Raw genomic sequence first — 17,219 nt, 5'->3', positions numbered from 1 at the left:
CGCCCACCAGCGAACGTGAACTCGAACGCCTCAGGGCTGGCGAACTGCGGTGGAGCGTGATGCAGGCTGGGAGGTGTTCATCCCCTGCGCGGCATTCAAGAACGCCAACTCGGCCTACTTCTCTAGGCGTCCTTTCCGGCTTGTACTCCCTGATCTGGGCGACCTGTATCGCTGGATTGCCGACTATATCGCCCGATGTCGGCCACTCCTTCTGGCCGGCGCGCCGGACCTTGGTGTGTTCTTCATCAAGACCGTCAACGCCAGCAGCCGGGACGCGGCATACAGCCAGCAGACGCTCTACGAGGCCTGGAGGCTGACCATCCAACGCTATGGCATCTACAACCCCTGGACCGGCCGGGGTGCGATTCCGGGCCTTCTTCCCCATGGTCCGCACAGCGTCAGGGATGTGCTTGCCACTCACATTCTCAAGAAGACCGGCAGCTACGAACAGGCCAGCTATGCGATCCAGGATACGCCCGACACGGTCGCCGCCCACTACGGCCGTTTCCTGCCTTAGGACAAGGCGGCGCTGGCCGCACAAATCCTCAATCAGGTCTGGCCGTCGTGAGCGCCCACACCATCGCCGCTCCGAACAGGGCACCCTCGAGCCCGGCCGTGGTTGCCTGGCTCACCGTCCCGAACGTGGCCTCGCCCAACAATGCACCGATGTGATCCAGCCTCAGCCTTGCCTCAGGGAACTGTGCCGCCAGGGCGGCAAGGCTGCCCCCCATGAGCTGGCCGCCACCCAGGGAGGCTCCCGCCCCGGCCAATCCGGTGAGGCTGGCACCGGCCAGAATTCCATGCCGGCGCCGCCCAACGAACTGGCTGATCCAGACAGCTGCACCGATCGATGCGCCCAGCAGCAGGCCTTCACCGGCACCTGTGATTGTACTCGGTGCCGATCCGAACAGCAGCACGAACGCGTCCAGCCCTACAAGTCGCACCAGGCCCCCCACGGCCACTCCGCCGCACGCCCCGCCGACCACGCGTAACCATCCGCGATGAGGCACCGCGAACACTGCCGCGCCCACCCCGAACCCGACACCTGATCCCCCGAGCATGCCGACCACGGCGGTGAGCGTGGCAAGGACAAGAAGCCCCGACGCGGCACCGCCCGCGCCACCGTCTGAAACGCCTGCGAACCCGTAGGCGAGCCCCCCGACAAGTCCGGCCAGACCGCCACCGATCAGTCCGGCCCGGCCCATTCCCAGGAAGTGTGCCATGGCTTCGTGCCGGCCAGGCTTCTGGCGATGCCCGGACGCTGCGGCATGCGCTGGGGGGCTGACGGCCTGCCGCGTCGCGGACGCGATGAAGCGATACCCATGACCGGGGACCGTCTCGATAAATCTCGGACGCCCTGCCTGATCGCCAAGCGCCTTGCGCAGCGACCTTACACACTGCGTCAGCGCTTCCTCGGTGACGGGAACGCCCTTCCACACCTCGTCGAGGAACCGGGCCTTGGTCACGAGCCGGCCCTCTTCGACCACCAGCAGGACCAGCGCATCCAGATAGCGTCCGGACAGCTCCACCATATGCCCGTCTTGCGACAGACGGCGTTCCGCCGGGTCCAGCACGAAGCGGTCGAAACTATAGATGCTGGCCACGGTTTTCACGGCTTCCTCACGCGGCGCTCAGGACGTTCACCGTGCGCACGGTCATCGTTCAAGCCTCATCCAACCCGGACACGAAGGCAATGACGAACAAACTCCCTATCCAACACAATGACCGGCTGACCTCGACCCTGCGCCTTATCGGCTGGACGCTCGTCGCGGGCCTGCTGATCACACCCGCCGTTGCCATGCGGTTCACTGAGGAGGTCCTGTGGACGACATCCGACTTCCTCTTCGTGGGGATCGTCCTGATCGGCGCGGGCGTAATCGCGGAACTGGCAGTGCATGCCTCGGGCACATGGTCGTACCGGATCGGGGCCGGTCTTGCGGTCCTCGCTTCGGTGCTCCTGCTCTGGATCAACGGTGCCGTGGGCATCATCGGATCGGAGGATCATCCGGCAAACCTCCTCTATCTCGGCGTGATCCTCGCGGCATTCGTCGGCGGGGTGGTCAGCCGGTTCCGTGCAGACGGCCTGTCCCTGTCCATGATCATCGCTGCCGTGATCCAGGTCGTCATCGGCGTCGTTGCGGTCCTGCGGGGATGGGGTGAGGGCTCGGAAAACTGGCCTCAGCCGGTCATCGTGCTCAGCATCGTCTTTGGTCTGATCTGGCTGGCGTCTGCGGCCCTGTTCCGCCGCGCGGCTCGCATTCGTACGGCCCCGCCCAGCGCTGCCTAAGGCTGCGGAGGGTCGCTGAAGCTGGTAACGGCTCCGCTTCCTTCACAAGAACACGTCATGCGCGCGACAGGTCCGGAGAGGTTTTTGCCTTGTCGCGAGGAACCCGCCTCCATGTCCACGGTTACCTCTCCAGGGTCGGCAATGGACGGGATAGCCCCGCTCCGGAAGCCGCTCTGATCAGTAAGCGTACCTCTCTCTTGAGAGTTCTGGCCCCCGCCGTTCCCCCCGGCGGGGGCCTTGTCGTTCCCCGGTTCGGCCAAGCCCAGGTCATTCCTTCATCGAGGCTCTGAGCTCAATCCGGCCTTAGCCAAAGGTCAGCTGTGCCCGCAGCGCTCGACCGGGACCGACTGAAAGGCTCGGTGATGGAGGCGACACGAGTGCGGAAAAACATACGCAGACTTCCTAGCCCTTCCGTCTCAGGTTCCAGACCAGCCCTGACAGGGCCGTGACGACCAGCGCGAACGCCGTGATGTGTTCGGGTGTAATCATTGAACTTCCTCTCTTCGGAAGGATGCTCCCATGGGCGACACCCCGACTAACGATTTAAATATTGCAGGCGCCCGGTTTGCAGCCGCCACGGCGGTTCCGGGCCCAATTCCGAGCTGTTCCCCGCGCACGTGACGCTGCTTCCCTATCGCTTCTGGGCTGAGTTCGAACACGGCTTCGCGGTCCATCTTCCACACGAAGCCTGCAGTTGGCCATGAGCCGCAACCGTCTGGCTTTAGTCTCTCGACCTCGTTATTAAACGAAAGTCCACAATGTTTTATTAGTCGTGCCCGTAATGAAAAGATCGAACCCTAGCCCTCCTGTCGAGCGGATCGCCGGCCACTACGTGGAGACGTCGGTCAGCGGCGAGCGCGTCCGCGCCTATGTTCCAGCCCCCCTGCCTCCGGAGCCGGCGCTCGACACCAGTCAGTTCCTGACCGTCTACGACCGGGCGCGTGGTGCGGTCGGAGAGCTGGACGGCGTTACCAGCCTGCTGCCCTCCACGCCGCTGTTCCTGCTCATGTACGTCCGCAAGGAAGCGCTCCTGTCATCCCAGATCGAAGGCACCCAGTCCTCGCTTTCGGACCTTTTGCTGTTCGAGAACGATGAGACCCCGTCGGTGCCGAACGACGACGTGACAGAAGTCTCCAACTACGTGGCGGCCCTTGATTACGGCATGCGCCGCATGCGCGCCGGCTTCCCACTATCGCTGCGCCTGCTGCGCGAGATGCACGACATTCTCCTGCGGTCGGGCCGGGGCGCCGGCAAACAGCCGGGCGAGTTCAGACGGTCACAGAACTGGATCGGTGGCACCCGTCCCGGCAACGCCCTGTTCGTGCCTCCGCCTCCGGAAAGGCTGATGGACTGCCTCGATCCCTTCGAAAAGTTCCTTCACCTCGACGACCGCGCCATGCCTCCTTTGCTCAGGGCCGGACTGGCCCACGTCCAGTTCGAGACTATCCATCCCTTTCTTGACGGGAATGGACGGCTGGGCCGCCTGCTCGTGACGCTGCTGCTCTGCGAGGCGGGCGTGCTGCGCGAGCCGATCCTGTATCTGAGCCTGTATCTCAAGGCGCGTCGCGACGACTATTACCGCCTCCTTCAGGAAGTCCGGACGACAGGCCGGTGGGAACCCTGGATGGAGTTCTTCCTTGAGGGCGTGGCAGAGACTGCGGAACAGGCCACGGCGACCGCCCGCGACCTCACGGCCATGTTCGAGCGGGACCGCCAGCTTATCTCCAGCTTCGGGCGGTCGGCCGCATCCGTCCTGCGGGTCCACGAGCTTCTTCAGAAACGACCCATCACCACCATCCAGGGCGCATCGACGGACTTGCTTATGTCCATCCCAACGGTGGGCAAGGCGCTCGACCTGATGGCGTCGGTCGGGATCGTCCGAGAGGCCACGGGGCGCAGGCGGAACCGGCTGTTTGTCTACAACGACTATCTGGCCGTCCTGGATCGGGGCACGGAGCCCCTGCCGCGCTGATCCTGGACGGACCAGCCAGGGCAAGGGCGTCCAGCCCCGGCCGGCACCCTGTGAGCATGTTTTAGACCTGTTCACCGGGTTTCACCGCTGTTCACCGGGTTTCACCGCTGTTCAGCGTGAACGCTGAATCTCTCCGGCCGCCGATCCAGCCACATCACGTGGATGTTCTTGCAAGTCGCTCGCAAAAGGGTAAACCCACTCTGCATTTTGTAGAGGCTGCCGGTCTCTCCCCATGAGCCAAGGTGCTACGGCGCTCGATGATCCCGCTCGCTTCCCGTCGTGACAAGGCTCTGGCGCTGGGCCCGGTGCTCATGGCGCACGGGATGGCGGCCTGGCTGCTGGTAACAAATTCGCCGGAATTTGCTGCGCCTTCAGGAACGTCTGATCCGGTCATTTCGATAGAGCTGCTCGATGCCAGAACAGCCGCGCCAACACCCGCCGCAGCGCCGGAGGCTGAAGCTCCCGCCTCACCCTCCGAAGTCCGCTCCCTTGCACAGCCTATCCGGCCGGCGAGGTCGACGGACGCGGTCGATGCCCTGCAGCACACACCAGAGCCACAGCCCCAATCGACAGCACCGCAACCCCAGACCGCCTCGGCCCTGAGCAGTCGTTCATCTGCCAGCACGACGGGGGGCAGCACGAAGTCCAGTCGCATCTCCCCCGCCACCTCGTCGCCGTCGTCGCCAGCGCGCGGCACGCCCGCGCCCGCGAATGCCGACCGCTATCCGGACCGGGTGCTGGCATGGATCGAGCGCAACAAGCGCTATCCGCCAAGAGCTTCGGATCGGCGGCTGGAAGGCGAAGCGGTCGTGGCCCTGACCCTGGATCGCCGCGGTCGTTTGCGTCGCGTCGAACTGATCCAGAGCAGTGGTCACCCCCTGCTGGACGAGGCCGCCATCGATGCCGTGCAGCGTGCAGACCCGTTTCCACGCCCGGAAACAGGCAACTGGACGCGACGTCGATTCGAGGTGCCGTTGCGCTTCAGACCGGCACAGCCCTGATCGGCGGTACCCGAGCACATCATGCGGGCGGCGTCACAGCGTTTCGAGAAACGCGATGATGGCCTCTCGCTCACCCGGCTCGAGGTCGAGCGGCTTGAGCATCGGGGACGTCTTCGGGAATAGCGGATCGTCGATCTGGTCCGGGCGCGGCCGCGGCTGGGCCGCGCCGCCGTTGTAGAAGTTCACGACGCCTTGCAGATGGGGCAGCAGGCCGTTGTGCATATAGGGGCCCGTCCGCCGGATGTTGCGTAGCGACGGCGTCCGGAACGCCCCCACATCGGCCGGATCGCGCGTGATCTCATAGCGGCCGAGGTCCTGACGCTCGCGGCCATAGAAGGTCAGGCCCAGATTGTGGAACCTGCGGTCGGAAAGCAAGGGGCCGCTGTGACAGCTGGCGCACCCGGCCTTGGTGCGGAACAGGTGCAGCCCCAGAAGTTCCTCGTCGGTCAGGAGCTGAGTCCCTTCGCGCAGGGCTCGATCATACTTCGTCTGACGCGGCTTCAGGCTGCGCTCGAAGGTCGCCAGCGCCTGCTGGACGCGGGCGATGGTGATGCGCCCGGGACCGAACACCTCTTCGAAGGCCTGACGATAGTCCGGGTCGGCGTTCAGCCGAGCCTCGATCTGGTCCGGGCTCCCCGCCATTTCCATGGGATGGGCCAGCGGGGCCGCCGCCTGCTCCTCCAGCGTCGATGATCGACCATCCCAGAACAGGGGGGTCATCCAGCCCACGACAAACAAGGGCTGGGCGTTGCGCGTGCCGCGTTGCCGGTCGTGCCCGAAGGAGGTCTGCAAGCCGTCGCCGAACCCCAGCTCCGGCGAGTGGCAGCTAGCACAGGTCAGCTGGCCGGACCCCGACAGCCTGCGCTCGTTGAACAGCCGCTTACCCAGCGCCACCTTGGCGGGCGAGGTCGGATTGTCAGACGGATGCACCACGGGCGGCAGCAGGCCGAACTCCGCAAAGTCCGCCCCCTCGGCCAGGACGGGACGCGGCCAGGTCTCCGGCGTGCCGGCGTACAAATCCCGCAGGCTCGGCGCGCGCGCTTCTACCGGCGAGATCATCAGTGCCGCCGCTCCGAACAGCAGCACCGTGGCCGTCACGATGGTGATCAGATCCCTGAACATGGACGCCTCAGTAGCGGACTTTCAGCCCGACCCACATCACGCGACCCAGCTGATAGGGCTGAGACACCGAAACCGAGTTGTTGTTCGGGATGGTGTCGAAGACATTGTCCACGCGCAGGTCCAGGGTGGCAGACCCCAGACCGGCTCGGGCGATGTCCAGCGAGGCGTTCAGGTTGAAGGTGACGGACGGATCGTACTCCAGGACATCCCAGACATCGTAGCGGACACCCTCGACCAGCTGGGTCACGCCCGTGTCCCCGATCTGCTCGAACCCGTCGCGGAAGCGTCCGTTCAGCGTCGTCTGCAGTCGCCCGCCCCACCAGGATGAGGACAGGCTGGCGTTGACGATGAAGGGCGAGGCGAAATCCAGCCTCTGGTTCTCACGCAGGACGTCCAGCAGGCTGACCACCTGACCTTGATAGAAGACCTGCTCGCTGTCGAAGAGGTCGTCGTCGCTGGTTTCGAAATAGTTCTCGGCGTTCGACGTCGTCTTCGACAGGTTGGTGCTGAGCGACAGGGTGTGCCGACCGAAGTCCTTCAGATACTCCAGGGACAGGCCCTGATACGAGGTCTCGCCTTCGTTGGTAACCGTATAGCTGGTGAAGGTCGAAGTACCGCCCGTTTCAGGATTGTAGACCAGGCGCTCCGAGGACGAACGCGCGAACTCGTCTCGCCCTTCTCGCAGTATGCCCCTGGCCCGCCATTCGCCGCCAAACAGCTGGCCTGAAAGCGCTAGGGTCACTTCGTCGGAATAGGGTGTCTTCAGATCCGCGTCGGAATAGCGAGTGCCTCTGGACGTGCTGGACAGCGTCCAGTTCTCGGAGAAGATTCGCTGGGCTCCCGAGACACGAGCTGTGCGCTGATAGGTGTAGTTGTCGGGATACTGTTCGCGGATGGCATAGCCCAGGAAACTGCGGCCGTAGTAGCGGTTCAGGCCGACCGTCCCTGTCATGCCGAACGGCAGATCATGCGCGACCGATATCCTGGGCGACCAGGTCGAGTTGCCCAGGAAGCTCTCATAGCCGTATCTCAGGCCGGCCCTGACGTCGAACCCGCCTGCCAGCATGCGATACTCGCCCCACAGACCGATATCGGTCACATCGGCGCGGGCGTCATAGGCTCGGTATTCCTGATAGCGGGTCAGGGCATATTCGCCTGTTACGCAGGCTGGATCGCTGGCGCTTTCGCACACCACATTCGGCCCCAGAGAGCCAGTGGCGACCGAAGAGGTCTGGTAGGCGCGGTTCGTCTGGAGCCGGCGCTTCTGCGCCTCTACGCGCTGGAAATCAAAACCAAAGCTCATGTCTCCGTTCCACAACGGCGCTTCATAGTCACCGGACAGGGTGAAGCTGTCCTGCCTCTGACGGATGGAGCCAAATCCACCTTCGGTGCAGTTGGTGGATGCGCAGTAATCCACGCTCGGTGCCGCTGACGGGCGGCTGAAGTTGTTCTCTGGAGAGTCCCTGTCGGTCCGGGACGAGGCATAACCGGCCTTCAACGACCACTCGGCCTCGCCGATGTCCCCCTCAAGCCTGACCGATCCCACCAGGCCACCGCCATTCGACACGATCAGGTTGTTGATCCCGTTGGCATTGGACGCCGCGCTCTCATAGGGGCTGTAGGCAATCTGGGCGCCCAGCGTCACGCCGGCGGGAAGATCGGCAGTGGCTTTAAGCAGATAGTTTTCGCTCGTGCTCGATTGACCAAACAGGCCGCTGCCGTAGTTGGCGCTGCGCTGATAGACGACTTCGGACGACGAGTGATTGTAACCAGCCAGCAGGCGCAGTCGGTTGTTAACCGGTAGATCAAGGCTCAAGCCCCATCTCTGCTTGTCGTAATCGGGCTCCGGCGGCAGGTCTCCCGCCAGCCGATCGGACGAGGCATCGGACAGCTTGAAGGACGTCAGATCGGTTGATGTCGCCGAATAGGTCGCCGTCATTCCAAAGGCGCGGGAAGGATCGCGCGTCTCGATCTCGACGACACCGCCGGTAAAGCCGCCGAACCGGGCAGAGACATTGGAGTCCCTGACCGAGATGGCACCGATCAGGCCGGAGTCCAGCCATATCGTCTGGGGCGTCGCGCCCGCGACCTCGTTGAAGTCGAACGGCGTCGTATCGGTGGTATCCAGCTGGGAATTGACCCCGATCCCGTCGATCAGGAACAGATTTTCGTAAGGTCGCCCGCCAGAAATGGAGATCTGTTCCGGGCGGATGTCCTGAAGGTCCTCGCGCGTGGCCGAACGCTCATCCAGCGAGAATTGCGCCGTGGGCAGGGCCTTGAGCAGTTGATTGACGTCACCCGATCCGGGTGTGTCTGCCGCGATGGCCGCTTCATCGATGACCGAGGTGCCGGAATCGACGGGATCGCCGAAGCGATAGCGGCTCGCCGCCGGGCGTTCGTCCTCGACGGTCACGGTCGGCAGGCGCTCGGCACCTGGGTCCTGCGCGTGAGTTTCGCCTGCCGCGCAAACGGTGAACATCGTGGTGGCCAGCAATAGATAGGTTCGAGACATCGTTGATCCCCTGAATGAGGGACCGGCTAAACAATCAGCGCCATAATTGCAACTGCTTCGCATTATCTTGCTGAGCGACCGACGTTGCGAAGCTGTACGACAGGCTGGCTCGGACAGCAGGTGGCCGGTGACCAGGTGACCCGTCTCCAACCGGGCCAGATGGCGGTGCCGCGGCTCGCAGGCCCAGCATGGTTCACAGCTGTTCACCACGCTGTTTAAGCCGGCCTTGAGATGACTGCCGTTACACCGGGGTCATGACGAAGGTGTCGCTATGAGAACCATCCGAACCCTGGCAGCCGTGGCCGCAGTGATCTCTGGTCTGGCGGCGGGCCCCGTGTCCGCCGACACCATCATGATCTCGGCGCGCGCCTCGACCATCTGCCGCATCGATTTCGCCGGCGCGACCCCGGCGACCCTCCCCGCAGGCGAGACCGCCCTCGGGAGCATGACGGAGCTGTGCAACAGCGCCGACGGCTATCGCCTGGTCATGCTCCATCCCACCGGACTGACCGACGCCTGGCTTGTCATAGACGGCCAGCGGATCGCACTCTCGGACGCCAGCGAGACCGTGCTGTTCGACAGCGACCTGCCAGGCTACCGCCAGCGGTCGATTTCCATTGCCCTCGCTTCGGATCTCGACGTCGCCGGCCTCAGCTTTTCGGCCCAGCCCAAGGGCGTGATCTACTAGGGCTTCGCCCTAGAAGCCGGCTGCACAGCCGTCCGTGCCGGACAGGCCCAGGCGCGGAGTGAAGCTCATGGTGATGGTGTCGCTGTAGCTGCCTGCCGGCACCCGTCCGACCTGCGCCTGGCTCAGCTGGACTTCCAGATTATGCGACCGTCCCGCCGGAGCCGGGGTGCGCTGGCAGACCAGTTCGCCGCCCGGCGCGATCGGCAGGCCCGAGAGCCTCAGCTGATAATCCAGGCCATAATCGTCCTCGTCCCGGCGCTGCAGCCGCCCGCGCTGGGCCTCAAGCTCGACCGAATAGGGCACGGTCGACTGTGCGGTCACCACGATGTCGCGCTGGATCATTCCACCGCCTGCCGTCAGCTGTCCGAAGCTGATCTGCCCGCGACGCCCGCCGGGCGCGCCGATGAAGGTGGAGATCTTCTCCGGGACCCGAAGGTCCACGGCGACCTGCGAGCCCTGTTGATAGTCGGGCGTGGAGACCGATCCGTCCGCCGTCTCGCAGGCGAACCGGACCTCGATGGGTTCGTAGAAGTCCCCGGCTGGTGCCTGGCGGCCGGCCGGGACCGACAGGCGGAGCGTCTCTGTCGCGATATCGCCACCGGCACCCTGGCTGAAGCTTGTCAGCAGTCCGTTCGTGGCATTGGGCTGCTCGGCTCCGCGAAACAGCAGGGGACGCGAAGGATCGCGGACGGACTCGATGCCATAGCCCTCGGGGCCCTGACCGATGCGGGTCACTCCGCCCGAGGCATCCGGGTCCACCAGGATGAAGCGGACCGCAGAGGCGGCCGGGTCCTGCCGCTGGATGCGCAGGGTGAATATACGCTCGATGGGAGCCACACCGAACGGATCATAGGTCAGGTTGAGATCCGATCCGGACACCTGGAAGCTGGCACAGCCAGCCGCACTGGCGGCCTGCGGCAGGACCAGAACCAGAACCAGGGCACCGACGAGACCTGCGGCGAGCGTTTTCATGGCTGGGTTTCCGGATTGAGGGCACCGACACGCACGAAGCCTTCGGCGTCTGCGGGCACGGTGAGGATATAGACAGGGCCGTTCGGCGAGGACGAGGACACGCGCCAGCGTCCGGGGCGCAGCCCCTGGATGGCGAACCGTCCCGTCTGGTTGGTGAATAGGCGGATGGCCGGCCTGTCCGGTCCATCGATCTCCTCGGCCTCCCCGACCCAGAGCGCCAGCGGCGTCCCGTCCCGCTGCAGAAGCTGGCCGGTCGCCGAAAGGAAGTAGTCCGAACCGACCTCGATGACATAGCCGGACCGGTAGGGCGGCAGGACCTGGGCGGCACCCGGACCGAGATCGTAGCCGGCGGGCGACTCGGGCGCATCATAGAGGATGAGGCGGGGGGAATAGGCACTGAGGTCCGGGACGACCGCCGGTCCAAGGAGTCCCGAGCGGGCGCTGTAGAACTGGTCCTGCGGATCGACATAGACCTCGGCCTGACGCAGGGAGGCGTGCGGCGCGACCAGGGCGAAGCTGTCGTAGATCGGCCGGGAGACCGCGAACCGCCCGTCCGCGAAGGCCAGCGAGGTACCGACCCGCAGCGAGGTGCGCTGGTCGGAAATCTCGCCGCCGTCTGCGCTGAAGAAGGTCTGGTGGCTTGCCCCGACCTCGGCGCGGTTGCGGACCGACGTCACGGTGGCGTTGAGCCCGGTGTTGCCTTCGGTCGATTCCAGGTCGGCGGACGCGCTCCATGCCCCGACGCCCCGGCCTCGCGAGGTCTGGTAGCCGACGCGGGCGCGCTCGCGGCGCGTGTCGATTTCGGCAGAGCCGCTCGAGAAGGGGCTGAAGCGGTAGGTCAGTCCCAGCCGGACGCCATAGTCCTGGATGTTCTGGCGGTCTTCATAGACGGCCTCCGCGGTCCAGAGCAGTCTCGGATTGACCCGCTTGCCATAGGTGGCGCGCAGGGTGCTCTGGTCGGGTTCCGCGTCACGCCCCACCGAGTGGAAGGCATCCGTGCTGATGAAGCTGGTCTCGCTGAGGGACTGCGACCAGCTGAGGCCCACTTCGACGGCGAAGCGGTTGTTTGCGGTCAGCGAGCCGGGCGTGGCGAAGTTGGCGCTGGTGGTCTGCACGGTCGCCGCCACCGAAGACAGGTTGCCTCGCACGCCCTCGAACACCCGCTCATAGCCGACGTTCAGGGCGTATCCCTCGCCGATGCCCTCAAGGGACGAAAACGCCAGGTCCGCGCCGAAGGCGCCGATCCCGGTCGCCGCCGCGATCTCGCCGCCGACGACGGCTCCCTGGCTGCTGGCCTGGAAGTTGGCGCCTGCGGTGAGGCTTTCGGACAGGCCCCGGCGATAGAAGCCGGACGCGCCCAACTCGTCCTGATATTCGATGCCGTCCGGCCCGAACCGCGACTGCGCCCCGGCGAACACGCCGAACTCGGTCAGGCCCGGTGCCAGCAGGGTGCGGTCGAAGTTGATGGAGAAGGACAGGTCGGTCACCCGGCCCGTATCGTCCCGGATGACGAGGCGAACGTCATTGCCGCCCTGGGCAAAGGGAAAGTCGCGGATGTCGTAGTTGCCGGGGCCCAGGCGCGTCTGCTGCACCGAGCGACCATTCACGAAGGTCTCCACGGTCGCGGCGCGATCCAGGGTGAAGGAGCGCTGCCCCCGGGGCTGGACGTTCCTCTGCGGTTCGAGGTCCGCGTAGCTGCGCACGATCGAAAGCCCGGCCAGGGGCGTCGCGCCCGAGAATCCGCGGGCGATGGGCTGCAGGTCACCGACCGTGTAGCGGGCCGTCCGGGCCAGATCGTCATAGACGACGCGCGTGCCCTCGCGGCTGAACTGTTCATCGATCGTCGCTTCGTTCTCGAGGACGAAGCCGCCCACCCGCAGGGCGCTGTCCAGAAGGACAGACGGCGTCGAAAAGCCTTCTCCGCCGCCGGTCGTGCGGTGGACATAGTCGCCCACCGCATAGGCGGTGATGTATCCGCTCACGCCTGCCGGTCGTTCGACGGGACCGGTGACGCCGACGGGTGCACCCGCCACGCTGATGACCTGGGTTGGGCGGGCCGCCGTCGCCACGTCGAGGATAAGGCCGAAGGTGGCGGGATCATATCGGACACCCAGCCCCAGCGGGATGAGATCCGCTGCGGGAACGCGCTCCCGACCGGCAATCACGCCGCGCAGCTGGTCCAGGTCCGCCGGCGACAGGGTCCGGGCCAGGAGGCGGACCAGTCCTTCGCCGTCGATGAGGATGGTATCGTCGGCCCTGAGGACATAGTCGATCTCGCCCAGGACGAAGTCGCCGTCCTTGAGCGGGCCGCCCAGGGCGATGTCGCGGCCGGACGGGTTGAGCGGGGGCGCGGACTGCGCAGCAGCGGTACCGGGCAGCGTGGCCCCGAGCGCACAGGCCGCCGCGATCATCGCGGCAGCGAGAGGGCGTGACCGCGCGCTCATCGACCCTCGACAGGGGCCAGGGTCACCGTGAGGGTGCCCGTGGATTGCGGGAGCTCGATGTTCATCGGCAGCCGGCGGGTCTTGCCTGAAGGCACAAGGCCCAGACCCATGACCCGCTGGATCACGTCCGGCTCATAGCTTTCCCGGAAGACTTCCTGACCGGCGTCGTTGGTCTGGACGACAGTCATGCGCCCCTTGCCGACATAGCCATAAGCCTGTCCGGTATTCTCGACCTCGATGACGGGAACACTGCGGCCTTCCGTGGTCTGGATCGTCGCCGACCGGACCTGGAGGCTCTCGCTGGCAGAGGCTGCCGCGACATTGACCAGGACGCGGAAACTGTAGAGGACCTGCAGGGCGTTCTCGTTCTCCGGCAGATCGATGGGCAGCTGGTTGACCGAGACATAGAAGTGGCGGCTCTGGTCCGGCTCCTGGTCGCCGACCCACTGGATGCGGAAGGCCTGGGACTGGCCGGGCTCGACAACCGCCTGGGACGGGAAGACCAGCAGGTCCTCGACCTCGCCGTCGACGGCCCTGAACTCATTGTCGACCAGTTCGACCACGCTGGCGGTCAGCTCCACCGGGACCGTAGTGGAGAAGGTGTTCTGCATGGTGACGATGGCCGAGCTGCGGCGCCCGGACGCCAGCAGGTCGACGATGACCGGTGCCACATTGATCGCTGAAGCCGGAACGGCGCTTGCCACGACCATGACGATGGCGGCCACGGCCGCGTGCAGCTTCAAGGGAGGTAGTCCGAACATGCTGTCGCCTCGATACACACAAAAAACCGGGCCGGCCTTCACGCGGAAGACCGGCCCAATCTCTAGCGGCCAAGTTTGAACCCGGCCTTAACCAAACGCCGGTGTCTTAGGCGCCGGGCGTCAGAACGACCTGAACCGAGCCCTGGTAGGCACCCGCGGCCAGTCTACGGTCGGTACGGGCGTTCCAGGTACCCATGCTCGTGTCCGAACCACCCGAGGCGGCAACGGCGTTGCCGTTGGCGGCCGAAGGGGCGAAGTTCAGGTGGGTGGTGGTGCTGCCAGCGCTGAAGTGACCGCCGAAACGACCCACGTTGGACGTTGCGCCGTCAACGGTGGTGGTGTCCAGCACGGTACCGCCCAGCGAGGCGTCCAGGTTGTAGCGGACGTATTGGGCGAAGTCGCCCAGCAGGCCACCGCCGGTGGCGCCCGAGCGGGCCAGGACGGCGCGCTTGATTTCGACCTGGTTGGTCGTGCCGTTGCAGAACGGGATGATCTGGGCGGCGTTCAGGGCCGTTGCGATTTCCTGGGTCACGGCGGTGCGGACCAGGGCGCGGCTGTCGGTCAGGTCGCCGGCCAGGTTGATGGTCGAGGTCTGGGCGGTCACGCCGCACTTGGCTTCAACGTTGCCGTTGATGGTCACGGTCTGTTGGGCGACCTGAGCCGAGGCGGAGCCGGCGACGAGAAGGGCGGCAGCCGAAGCGGCCGCGAAGATTGCGCGGTTCATGGGTGTTTCCTTGGGTTGGATGTCAGCTCAGGGCCGACGGGTGGCTCGATCCCGATGATCGGGTCGAAGGGTTCGGCGTGCCGAGACACATCCGAATGGGGGAGTTGAGACAGAAGCCGCGACATCAGGCGCGCGCTCCAATCTCGAGGATGATGGTGTCGCTGTAAGAGCCTTCGGCCAGACGTCGGCCAACATCCCTCTGGTCGGGCCAGTCGATGACCAGCGAGGCGTCGCGTTCGATCGAGATGCCGTCGCCGGACTCGAGACCGGTCGGGCTCGACAGGGCGCATGCGCTGGAGGCCTGGACCAGGTCTTCAGAGACGCAACGCTTGCCGGTGACCAGACCGGTGTCCGTGTCGAGGGACAGTGTCACGCCATAGCTTTTCTCGAAGGCGAAGTCCGAGCCATCCGGGCCCGAACCGGACCGCACCATCCTGCCGTTCACGGCACGGGCGGTGATGGCATAGGGAGCGTTGCAGTCCATACCCAGACGGATGGTCTCACGCCCGGCGTTCTCCAGATCGCCGGTCGCGTCCCGGGTCGTTGCCGCCGTTGTGAACCCGCACCGTGCGGGCACCTCGGCGGTAACCACCACATCGACGCTTTCTGGGGACTGGGCCGCGGCGAACGAAGCGCATGACAGCAGGGCGAGGAACGTGACCCCACCCAGGCTGTACCGGCCCCGATATGTCGCTTTGAAAGCCATCAATCCCCTCGCATCCCGCCAAACGCCGGGTTCGAAGACGACACTTCAAGACCAGTGCCATCCCATTTTGGGACGCCACTCCCACACCGCACGCGGGTATGGCAAGCAAATAATTAACTATGAACAACCATTCATCAAACGTGGATATGGTGGAGCTTGGTGTTTGAAACGCCTAGGCTTTTCTACCGGGGCCGGACAGTTCTCCCCGGCCGTGTCCGTTGGCACGGTATGGCCCCGGATCGCCCTTTGAGCGGGTGTATGCGCACGTCCGGATTGTCCCACTCATCCAGCGATCGGGGGCGGATCGGCCTTTTGTGTTCGGTTCGGGGACTCGACGGCGCCATCACACGTCTGGCCGGGGGAGGGCAGGCGTCGCAACTGCCGGAGGAGGAGGAAGGGCGGGAAGGGGGGCTCCGATCGGGAGCGCTGGAGACCCGCCATGCTGTCCGAACCCCGACCCGAATTGCAGACCGAGCTGTCGAACCACCCGATGGACACATCAGTCGCGCTCGCCCCGGACGCCGCGCTTCTCTCGCTCGTCCTGGCGGGTACTGGCTCCGGCGATGACCGGACCGCCACCCTGCTTGCCGACCGATTCGGCGACCTGGGCTCGATCCTGAATGCCGAGGCCGGCGAACTGCGGCGGATGGGCGTCTCGCGGGAGATTATCCTGCAACTGGATCGCCTGCGTGTCCTGTTCTTGCGCGCCGCCCGGGAGGACGCCTCCCGGCGTCCCGTGATCTCATCATGGAGCCAGCTCATCGCCTATGTGCGAACCGCACTCGCCCATCAGCCACGGGAGCAGTTCCGCGTTCTGTTTCTCGACAAGAAAAACGTGCTCATGCTCGAGGAAATCCAGGCAACAGGCACGATCGATCATGCACCCGTTTATCCCCGCGAGGTGGTTCGCAGGGCGCTGGAGCTGAACGCGTCTTCGATGATTTTGGTCCACAACCATCCGTCGGGCGATCCGTCCCCCTCCACCGCCGACATCGCGATGACCCGAAAGGTCATGGACGCCGCCCGCGTCTTCGACATCCAGGTCCATGACCATGTCATCGTCGGACGGCAGGGCACGGCCAGCTTCAGGTCGCTGGGACTCATTTGAGCCATGGCGAACCTGAGTGCGATCGTGGACGCCCTGGGCGGCGAGATATGGGCGGCCGGGCAGCGGGCGATGGTTCGCACGCCCGGCCACAGCGAGCACGACCGGTCGGTCTCCCTGCTGCTGTCGGGCGACAGGCTCATCATTCACGCCTTCGGCTCGACGGACTGGCGCGAAATCAGCCTGCATCTTCGCGACCTAGGCCTCATCGACCGCTCGGGCAGGGTCATCGGTTCCGGATCAGGCACGCTGGCGACGCGGACGTCGTCGCCGCGGCCCGATGGGTCACGACGCCTGTCGGCGGCGCGGGCGCTCTGGGATGAAGCCGGCCCACTGACGCCGGCCAGCGCATCTTTCCGGCATCTGGTCTCGAGGGTCGGGTGCGTGGGCGGGATGACGTCGGACGCTTTGCGCCATCATCGGGGAGCGCCCGTATCCATCTTCGGAGACTCGAGGCGACGTCGACCGGCGCTCGTCGCCCGTGTCTGTGACGCGCGTGGTGAGCTGACGGCCGTCGAGATCGTCTACCTGCACCCCAACGGCCAGGTGGCCATGGATCTTCGGCTCCCTCGCAAGACCGTGGGCCTGCTGACGGCAGCGTCCGCCGTACGGCTCCATCAAGCCGGACATCGTCTTCTCGTCGGCGAAGGGGTGATGACGACCCTTTCGGCATCGCGACGGTTCCGACTGCCGGGCTGGGCGCTCCTGTCCGCGAACAACCTGGCGACGTGGTCCGCCCCGACCATGGTACGGCACGTCGTAATCGCAGCGGACCGGGGAGCGGCCGGAGAAACAGCGGCGGGCGTGCTGCAGGACCGATTGCTGTCGCAGGGCGTCAGCGCAGAGGTTGCCCTTCCGCCACCGGGTTACGGCGACTGGAATGATGTGGCCGTGGCGGAGCGGAGGAAGGAGGAAGGGCGGTGAG

Annotated in this window: 15 protein-coding genes; 7 read left to right on the top strand and 8 right to left on the bottom strand. The window is 65.5% G+C overall.

Going from position 1 to position 17,219, the window contains the following annotated elements:
* The first annotated feature begins 49 nt into the window (after positions 1-49).
* Positions 50-517 carry a hypothetical protein gene (locus AC4PRM_RS09370; protein WP_492039624.1) on the top strand — a complete coding sequence of 156 codons (468 nt, stop codon included), beginning with the start codon at positions 50-52 and terminating at the stop codon, positions 515-517.
* A gap of 28 nt (positions 518-545) precedes the next feature.
* Here the strand turns inward: AC4PRM_RS09370 and AC4PRM_RS09365 are convergent, their stop codons facing one another.
* On the bottom strand, positions 546-1,613 hold the full coding sequence (locus AC4PRM_RS09365; RefSeq protein ID WP_492039623.1) for a winged helix-turn-helix domain-containing protein: 1,068 nt from the start codon (positions 1,611-1,613) through the stop codon (positions 546-548).
* Between the two features lie 80 nt (positions 1,614-1,693).
* Between AC4PRM_RS09365 and AC4PRM_RS09360 the strand changes: the two genes are divergently transcribed.
* The 3 genes from AC4PRM_RS09360 to AC4PRM_RS09350 all read left to right on the top strand — a co-directional run bounded on the left by AC4PRM_RS09360 (position 1,694) and on the right by AC4PRM_RS09350 (position 5,260).
* Entirely contained in the window at positions 1,694-2,287 is a 594-nt protein-coding gene (locus AC4PRM_RS09360; RefSeq protein ID WP_492039622.1) for a hypothetical protein, read from the top strand.
* Positions 2,288-3,068: 781 nt separating this feature from the next.
* A complete protein-coding gene (locus tag AC4PRM_RS09355) occupies positions 3,069-4,259 on the top strand; it encodes a Fic family protein (RefSeq protein ID WP_492039621.1) in 1,191 nt (396 codons plus the stop codon).
* A gap of 257 nt (positions 4,260-4,516) precedes the next feature.
* Complete coding sequence (locus tag AC4PRM_RS09350; protein ID WP_492039620.1) at positions 4,517-5,260, top strand: energy transducer TonB; 744 nt, start codon at positions 4,517-4,519, stop codon at positions 5,258-5,260.
* Between the two features lie 33 nt (positions 5,261-5,293).
* Here the strand turns inward: AC4PRM_RS09350 and AC4PRM_RS09345 are convergent, their stop codons facing one another.
* Positions 5,294-6,382 carry a cytochrome-c peroxidase gene (locus AC4PRM_RS09345; protein WP_492039619.1) on the bottom strand — a complete coding sequence of 363 codons (1,089 nt, stop codon included), beginning with the start codon at positions 6,380-6,382 and terminating at the stop codon, positions 5,294-5,296.
* Positions 6,383-6,389: 7 nt separating this feature from the next.
* A complete protein-coding gene (locus AC4PRM_RS09340) occupies positions 6,390-8,894 on the bottom strand; it encodes a TonB-dependent receptor plug domain-containing protein (protein ID WP_492039618.1) in 2,505 nt (834 codons plus the stop codon).
* 271 nt (positions 8,895-9,165) lie between these two features.
* Between AC4PRM_RS09340 and AC4PRM_RS09335 the strand changes: the two genes are divergently transcribed.
* Positions 9,166-9,582, top strand: coding sequence for a hypothetical protein (locus AC4PRM_RS09335; RefSeq protein ID WP_492039617.1), 417 nt, complete (start codon positions 9,166-9,168; stop codon positions 9,580-9,582).
* A gap of 9 nt (positions 9,583-9,591) precedes the next feature.
* Here AC4PRM_RS09335 and AC4PRM_RS09330 read toward each other — a convergent pair whose 3' ends face one another.
* The 5 genes from AC4PRM_RS09330 to AC4PRM_RS09310 form a co-directional block, all read right to left on the bottom strand.
* Positions 9,592-10,554 (bottom strand): hypothetical protein, encoded by a 963-nt coding sequence (locus AC4PRM_RS09330; RefSeq protein WP_492039616.1) that lies wholly within the window; start codon positions 10,552-10,554, stop codon positions 9,592-9,594.
* Positions 10,551-12,998: a fimbria/pilus outer membrane usher protein gene (locus AC4PRM_RS09325; protein ID WP_492039615.1), complete on the bottom strand. Its 2,448-nt coding sequence runs from the start codon at positions 12,996-12,998 to the stop codon at positions 10,551-10,553. Before AC4PRM_RS09325 ends, AC4PRM_RS09330 begins: the two co-directional genes overlap by 4 nt.
* Positions 12,995-13,741, bottom strand: a complete 747-nt coding sequence (locus AC4PRM_RS09320; RefSeq protein ID WP_492039614.1) for a fimbria/pilus periplasmic chaperone — start codon at positions 13,739-13,741, stop codon at positions 12,995-12,997. The genes AC4PRM_RS09325 and AC4PRM_RS09320 overlap by 4 nt, the downstream gene beginning before the upstream one ends.
* Before the next feature lie 124 nt (positions 13,742-13,865).
* On the bottom strand, positions 13,866-14,483 hold the full coding sequence (locus tag AC4PRM_RS09315) for a hypothetical protein (RefSeq protein WP_492039613.1): 618 nt from the start codon (positions 14,481-14,483) through the stop codon (positions 13,866-13,868).
* A 124-nt stretch (positions 14,484-14,607) separates the two neighbouring features.
* Positions 14,608-15,189, bottom strand: coding sequence for a hypothetical protein (locus AC4PRM_RS09310; protein ID WP_492039612.1), 582 nt, complete (start codon positions 15,187-15,189; stop codon positions 14,608-14,610).
* A 439-nt stretch (positions 15,190-15,628) separates the two neighbouring features.
* Here AC4PRM_RS09310 and AC4PRM_RS09305 point away from each other — a divergent pair, with 439 nt between their 5' ends.
* Positions 15,629-16,297 (top strand): JAB domain-containing protein, encoded by a 669-nt coding sequence (locus AC4PRM_RS09305; RefSeq protein WP_492039611.1) that lies wholly within the window; start codon positions 15,629-15,631, stop codon positions 16,295-16,297.
* 3 nt (positions 16,298-16,300) lie between these two features.
* Complete coding sequence (locus tag AC4PRM_RS09300; RefSeq protein ID WP_492039610.1) at positions 16,301-17,218, top strand: toprim domain-containing protein; 918 nt, start codon at positions 16,301-16,303, stop codon at positions 17,216-17,218.
* Position 17,219 lies beyond the last annotated feature (1 nt).

Source organism: Brevundimonas sp. DW-iso22 (assembly GCF_058725425.1).
Note: the sequence above shows the minus strand (reverse complement) of the source record. Positions and strands in the feature narration are given on the sequence as shown.

Coding starts and splice junctions, on each gene's coding strand:
- AC4PRM_RS09360 (WP_492039622.1), top strand. CDS start 1,694: ATGACGAACAAACTCCCTATCCAACACAATGACCGGCTGACCTCGACC.
- AC4PRM_RS09355 (WP_492039621.1), top strand. CDS start 3,069: ATGAAAAGATCGAACCCTAGCCCTCCTGTCGAGCGGATCGCCGGCCAC.
- AC4PRM_RS09350 (WP_492039620.1), top strand. CDS start 4,517: ATGATCCCGCTCGCTTCCCGTCGTGACAAGGCTCTGGCGCTGGGCCCG.
- AC4PRM_RS09345 (WP_492039619.1), bottom strand. CDS start 6,382: ATGTTCAGGGATCTGATCACCATCGTGACGGCCACGGTGCTGCTGTTC.
- AC4PRM_RS09340 (WP_492039618.1), bottom strand. CDS start 8,894: ATGTCTCGAACCTATCTATTGCTGGCCACCACGATGTTCACCGTTTGC.
- AC4PRM_RS09335 (WP_492039617.1), top strand. CDS start 9,166: ATGAGAACCATCCGAACCCTGGCAGCCGTGGCCGCAGTGATCTCTGGT.
- AC4PRM_RS09330 (WP_492039616.1), bottom strand. CDS start 10,554: ATGAAAACGCTCGCCGCAGGTCTCGTCGGTGCCCTGGTTCTGGTTCTG.
- AC4PRM_RS09325 (WP_492039615.1), bottom strand. CDS start 12,998: ATGAGCGCGCGGTCACGCCCTCTCGCTGCCGCGATGATCGCGGCGGCC.
- AC4PRM_RS09315 (WP_492039613.1), bottom strand. CDS start 14,483: ATGAACCGCGCAATCTTCGCGGCCGCTTCGGCTGCCGCCCTTCTCGTC.
- AC4PRM_RS09310 (WP_492039612.1), bottom strand. CDS start 15,189: ATGGCTTTCAAAGCGACATATCGGGGCCGGTACAGCCTGGGTGGGGTC.
- AC4PRM_RS09305 (WP_492039611.1), top strand. CDS start 15,629: ATGCTGTCCGAACCCCGACCCGAATTGCAGACCGAGCTGTCGAACCAC.
- AC4PRM_RS09300 (WP_492039610.1), top strand. CDS start 16,301: ATGGCGAACCTGAGTGCGATCGTGGACGCCCTGGGCGGCGAGATATGG.